This is a genomic window from Pyxidicoccus fallax (assembly GCF_012933655.1).
GTDB lineage: Bacteria > Myxococcota > Myxococcia > Myxococcales > Myxococcaceae > Myxococcus > Myxococcus fallax.
Genome location: NZ_JABBJJ010000593.1, coordinates 1 through 3,820, shown reverse-complemented (window position 1 = coordinate 3,820; position 3,820 = coordinate 1). Strand labels below are relative to the sequence as shown.

The following is a 3,820-nucleotide window of genomic DNA, read 5'->3' as shown; positions in this document are numbered from 1 at the left end:
AATGTGCATAAGCGACAGCCCCGAGCATCCCCGCCGCCCGGTTCGTCACGACCCGCAGCATCCGCTCGCCCAGCAGCGCCACCGCCACGCCGATGAGCAGCGCCCCCGCGCGCCCCCGCAGCGGGTTGGGATCCGCGGGAGCATCCTGTTCGGGCGCCTCCGCTTCGGCCCCAAAGGCCGCCACGGAAGGTGTGTCGGTCTTCGCTTCCTCCACGGGTGCCGCGGGTTGCGCGGACGCCGCGGCCTGCCCCAACGGTACGGGCTGCTCGGACAGCGTGGGAGCCGGCGTGGGCGCCACCACCTGGACCGGCGTCGTCAGCGAGTCCCCGAGCGCACTGAAGAACAGGGCACAGATGGAGACGACCAGCAGCGCGCGCGAGCCCCACGCCATCATCCGCGCGGTGGCGTCGTTGCTCGCCGAGCGGAAGAAGATCTGCGCCATGTGCATGGTGAAGGAGATGGTCGCCGCCGTGCCCACCGCGAGCGCCATGCGAGGCCACGGCGTCTCCTCCCAGGGGAACCGCAGGTTGATGACGGCGCAGGTGGCGATGATGGACGACGTGAGGAAGCCCAGGATGGCCGCGTGCCGGCCCATCCGCTGGATGGACCCTTCCATGATGGTGCGCTCGTAGGCCCAGTTCTTCCGGACCTGCTCCACCAGCACCGCCTTGCTCGCCTCCAGGGTGGGGTCCACCGCGAAGGCGAAGTCTCCCCGCAGCATCCTGCGCTCGATGAGCAGGGACACACAGGTGGTCAGCAGCGCGGGAAGCGAGCAGAGGAACAGGATGCCGAGCAGGTACGGCGCCCGCCCGGCGGAGTCCCCGGTCGAGACCAGGGACCGCGCGCTCTTCGAGTCATCCAGCACGAGGTAGCAGAGCGTGAGGACCACTCCCAGGCAGCCGACGAGCAGCGGCTTCACCAGCGTGGGAGAGATGGTCACCACGGCCGAGCTGAACGCGTGCCACCGCTGTTGCACGTCCCCCGCCCGCATCCACAGCCCGAGCAGCAGGATGAGCACGCCCGCCAGCACCGCCGCCCCGGCCTGCCAGGACCAGTGCATCTGCCGGAACGCCTCCCCCGTGCGGCTGCCCGCCAGGTACCAGGTGGCCACCATGGCGATGACAGCCACGCCGGAGCTGAGCATCAGCCCGCCCCACTGCGTCAAAGCGAGCTGCCACCACGAGGGCTCCGACTCCGGCGCGAGCTCCGGCTGCTTGCCTTCCATGCGTGCCTCCCCCTTCGCCCCGCGGAGCCCTGACCCCACCGCGAGGCTCCCGACGAACGCGGATACACGAAAGCCTAACACGCCCCACGGACGTCGCTGACAGGTCGGCCCCTGAAGGTCCGCGCGAAAAATCCACGCACGCTCATTCCCAGACATCACACCGCCTCCTGGTACGGCACTTGAAACAAACGGCGCTCGTCGCCTCCCCGCGGCGCTCCGGCCGGGAGCCGGAGGGCGGGTGGGCGACGAATGCAACACAGGTGCAGTAGCAAAGTCAGAGGAGTGGGAAATGTCGGGGTGGAAGGTGTGGAAGCACGTGGGCCGGGTGGCGGGCGCGACGGCGGGACTGATGTTGCTGACTCACTGCGGCGCGGCCGGGGAATCCGCGGCGCCCGGAGCGGCTCCGGAAGAGGGCACGGCGAAGCAGGAGGCCACGCAGGACTCCTGCGTGCCGGTGACCAGGTCCTTCGAGCACCGCGTGTACATCTCGGAGGACGCCTACGCGGTCGAGGCGGAGCCGAACGCGACGCATGAGGGCGAGGAAACGCTGCTGGTGGATGGAAGCCCCCGGATGGAGGCCTACCTGCGCGCCTCCTTCGACGCCGAAATCCTCCAGAACGTCACGCTCACGGGCGCGCGGCTCCGGCTGTATGCCACGGATGGCAGCACCGACGGGCCCGCGCTCTACCGCGCCGGCTCGAGCTGGAGCGCGGACACCCTGACGTGGAACAACCGCCCCGCTCTCATGGGCGGCGCGCTGGGGGACCTGGGCGCCGTCGGCAATCACACCTACGTCGAGTACGACGTGAGCTCGGTGGTGACGGCCCCGGGAACCTACGACTTCGCGCTGATTCCCACGGGTGGCAATGGCGTGGACTTCGCCTCCGGCGAGCGGAGCTCCCTCGAGCCGCAGCTCATCCTCACCCTGTCCTGGACGCAGTGCGAGCGCCAGGGTACCGGCGGTGACCTCGCGTGGACCTGGACGCGCGGCGGCGCGGACGAGCAGTACCTCAACGGCATGGCCATGCACCCCCAGGGGGGCTTCGTCGTCGCGTCGCGATATTACGGCCAGACCCACCTCGGCGGGCAGACCTTCACCACGCAGCACGGGTTCGCCCTGGCGCGGTACGACGCGAACGGGGCGCACCAGTGGTCGCGCGTCCACGTTCCCACGAGCTTCGACATCCAGGTCAGTCCCAGCAGCCTGGTCGTCACCCCGCTGGGCAACATCCTCATGGTGGGCAGCTACATGGGCGCGCCCGACTTCGGCGGAGGCCCCCTGCCCGCGACCGCGCCCTACAAGTACGCGCTCTTCATCGCCAAGTTCTCTCCCAACGGGGACTTCGTGTGGGCCCGAGGCTTCATCCCGTCCAGAGCGGCGGGCGAAGCCCATGTCGTGGCGCGCGACCTGACCACCGACGCCAATGGCAGCCTCATCGTCACCGGCCACTTCGGCGGCGCGCTGAACCTGGGGGGCGAGGTGCTCCGGTCCTCGGAGGACCTCTCCGGGAGTGGCCTGTTCCTCGCGAAGTTCTCCTGGGAGGGCGAGCACCTGTGGTCGCGGGCGGTTCCCGTGGGCACCAACGGCGGCGCCACCTGGGGCTGGAGCGTGGCGACCAGCGCGGACGGACGCATCTTCGTCGGTGGTGAGGCGGGGGCCGGTCGCCTGGGCGCCACCCAGTCCAGGACACCCTTCGTCGCCGCCTACGGCCCGGAGGGGACGCCGCTGTGGTCCCGCGCGTTCAATGGCTCGGTCGGGTACGTGGGCTCGCTCGCGCCCGTGCCCGGGGGCGGCGTGGCCTTCGCTGGCCAGTTCGAGGGCTCCTTCAGCTTCGCGGGTACCACCATCACCAGCCTGCACGGGACCGAGCCCTGGCCCGGCGTCGACGGAATGCTCGGGGTGCTGTCGCCGACGGGCGGCGACACCTGGGCGAAGGGGCTGGGTGACGCCGGCTATGAGACCGCCAGCGGTCTCGCCTCGGACCCGTCCGGCAACCTCTCCGTCGTGTTGCGCACCAACGGCCCGGTGGACCTGGGAGGCGGCGTGCTGGGCCACCCGACCCAGAACACCCACGCCGTGGCGCGCTTCACCGCCTCCGGCGCGCACCGCTGGTCCCGCGTGATGGACTCGCGAATCGAAACGCTGGGGGTGCTGGCCGCGCCTGACGGGAGCACGGTGGCGGCAGGCGAGTTCAGGTACCCCATCACCGTGGATGGCACGTCCCACGCACCGGCTGACCATGAGACGGACCTGCTGTTCCTGAAGTTCGGCCCGTAGCAGTCCCGTGCTCCACGCGGGCCCGGCGTCCGGGCGGGAGCCTCCCGGTTCCCGCCGCGGGGCGCCGGGCCGTTGTCATTTCGCGCCAGCGAAGATGCGGACTGCCAGACAGTGCAAAGGCTCACATCCCCGCGCTGCTTCGCCCCGCCCTGAATCACGCACGAATCCTGGGACGGCATTCGCGCCCATTCCTCTCATGGACAGGTGCGTCCGACGTTGCGACGCACCCTTCGTGGAACATGCAACACATGTGCGGTTGCAATGCGGAAGGAGTGCGACATGTCAGGGTGGAAGGTGTGGCAGCGGGTGGGCAGGGT

The 3,820-nt window shown here is 70.2% G+C and carries 2 protein-coding genes; one reads left to right on the top strand and one right to left on the bottom strand.

The features are described from left to right. Window positions 1-1,225: hypothetical protein (locus HG543_RS52215; RefSeq protein WP_211194776.1), on the bottom strand; the 1,225-nt coding region annotated here is incomplete at its 3' end. A gap of 289 nt (window positions 1,226-1,514) precedes the next feature. Here HG543_RS52215 and HG543_RS52210 point away from each other — a divergent pair. Beyond that, window positions 1,515-3,503 carry a CBM96 family carbohydrate-binding protein gene (locus tag HG543_RS52210; RefSeq protein WP_169352453.1) on the top strand — a complete coding sequence of 663 codons (1,989 nt, stop codon included), beginning with the start codon at window positions 1,515-1,517 and terminating at the stop codon, window positions 3,501-3,503. Window positions 3,504-3,820 lie beyond the last annotated feature (317 nt).